The organism is Paraburkholderia sp. NMBU_R16 (assembly GCF_013282575.1).
Taxonomy (GTDB): Bacteria; Pseudomonadota; Gammaproteobacteria; order Burkholderiales; family Burkholderiaceae; genus Trinickia.
The window spans coordinates 1-1746 of sequence record NZ_JAAAYE010000178.1 but is presented as its reverse complement, the minus strand read 5'-3'; the positions used below and the strand labels follow the sequence as shown (position 1 = coordinate 1746).

The window sequence follows — 1746 nt, the reverse complement described above, 5'->3', positions numbered from 1 at the left end:
CGGCTTCGCGCGTGCACGAACTCACGCCGCGAATCTGGAAATCGCTCTTCGCCGACAACCCGCTGCGCTCGCCACTGCATCAGATCGCCTGAGATCGCAACGACGTCGGTCAATTACCGATTACGTTGTGGGAGCGTGCCACGCACGACGAAGCGGTGGGCGAAATCGCCTTCCCGATGGCCGCGCGCCAAGGTGTGAAAGCGCGCACGGTGCGCCAGCGCCTGTGGCTGCTGCGCGTGCAGTTGCCCGCGAGCAAGGGCAAAAGCGTCGCTGTAACGTGCCTGGTCGCGCGCGAGTTCGACGCACCAACCGGTGTGGCGCCGATCGAATGGCGCCTGCTGACTATCCGGACAGCGAGCACGCTGGATGAAGCGACCGAATCGATCGAGTGGTATCGGGCCAGATGGGAAATCGAAATCCTGTTCAACGTTCTGAAGAACGGCTGTCAGGTCGAAGAACTGCAGTTGGGTACGATTGAGCGCCTCGAGCGCGCGTTGGCGCTGTTCCTCGTGGTGGCTTGGCGCGTGACCTATCTGATGCGGTTGGGCCGAAGCTGTCCTGATTTGGATGCGCGTCTGTTCTTCGACCCTGGCCGCATACAGGATGGCCCAGCGTCGCCCCGTTGCATGGTCTTGAACGACTGCCTGCGTTGTGCGCAATTCGATCACACGCCCCTGACACAGAGGACCGAACGGATCATCGGCGACGTAGGCGACGTTCATTCCCAGATGCAGACGCTGACGCACTTGCAATACGCGCTGCGGGTCTTCGAGCATCCTGCCGATCGTCAGATAGAGGCGATACAGTTCGGCGCTGTGAGCTTGCCGTAGGTCGTCCAGAGAGATATTCATGAAGGCGATGAGGCAGACAGCGAAGCCGCCGGCCGTGCCAGCGGCAGTAATTCGTTGACACGGGAAGGAGGCCAAGCCGGTAGTTTATCGAGTGTGTCTTTCAACCGCCCGTAGGGTTCGATGCCGTTCAGACGGGCGGTTCCAAGCAGCGAATACATCGTGGCGGCCGCCCGGGCGCCACGCTCCGAACCTGCGAAGAGCCAGTTGGCCCTCCCGATAGCCAGTTCCCGTTCATTCTGCCCATATTGGGCAAGAAGTCGAAGTCCACTATCGTTGGCATCCGCTGTATCGTCGTCGCGTCAAGGTTCGAGATGTTGAGCAGCGCGGCGGAGGTCGGGTAGTCCATGTTGACGCGGGCGACGGTGAGGTTCGAGTCATTGCCGGATGGATGTTGGATGCCGCCGTGTGTTCCGCTCTGATTCTCGGTGAACCCCGCGTCAACGTAACGGCCTTGTGCAATCTGCACCAACTTCTTCTCGATCGACATTTGCGCGGAAACTCATCGGACGATTCCACCATCGTCCGGGAGAAGCGCAATGCACAAGCCACCAAACGTCGTTCCCGCAGACCCGCAGTCGTTGCGACCGATATCGCACCAGTTGAACATGACGTTCGACCCGGTCGTCCCACGAAGTGAAGTTGGGACAATCTGCGAAGTAAAATTAAGACTTTACTGGAATTTGAATGATTTGCCGTATCCGCGGCAATCAATTTCCCATATAAATCAATGAATTGGGCCTGCGCGGGAAGTAAAGATGAGACATTTTGGCCTCTTTTGAATTCCGAGTGGGTGATGTTAGCGGGTCAAGGGCGGGCGTAAGCCCGGCGCAGCGAACCCTTGAGGCGCTCTGAATCGACAAGCTGAGGTATGGCTGGTGGCGGCAGAATGCGGCAA

Annotated in this window: 3 protein-coding genes; 1 reads left to right on the top strand and 2 read right to left on the bottom strand. The window is 59.0% G+C overall.

The genetic code is table 11. The features are described 5' to 3' along the window. The first annotated feature begins 125 nt into the window (after positions 1-125). Positions 126-830: a transposase gene (locus GWC77_RS27605; protein ID WP_173262625.1), complete on the top strand. Its 705-nt coding sequence runs from the start codon at positions 126-128 to the stop codon at positions 828-830. A 17-nt stretch (positions 831-847) separates the two neighbouring features. On the opposite strand, the gene GWC77_RS30425 is transcribed toward GWC77_RS27605, so the two are convergent. Both GWC77_RS30425 and GWC77_RS27595 read right to left on the bottom strand, forming a co-directional pair. After that, positions 848-1009 (bottom strand): transposase domain-containing protein, encoded by a 162-nt coding sequence (locus GWC77_RS30425; protein ID WP_173262622.1) that lies wholly within the window; start codon positions 1007-1009, stop codon positions 848-850. Further along, the gene (locus GWC77_RS27595; RefSeq protein ID WP_173262620.1) at positions 979-1338 is read right to left on the bottom strand and encodes a hypothetical protein; all 360 of its coding nucleotides are present in this window, start codon (positions 1336-1338) and stop codon (positions 979-981) included. Before GWC77_RS27595 ends, GWC77_RS30425 begins: the two co-directional genes overlap by 31 nt. Between the last annotated feature and the right edge of the window lie 408 nt (positions 1339-1746).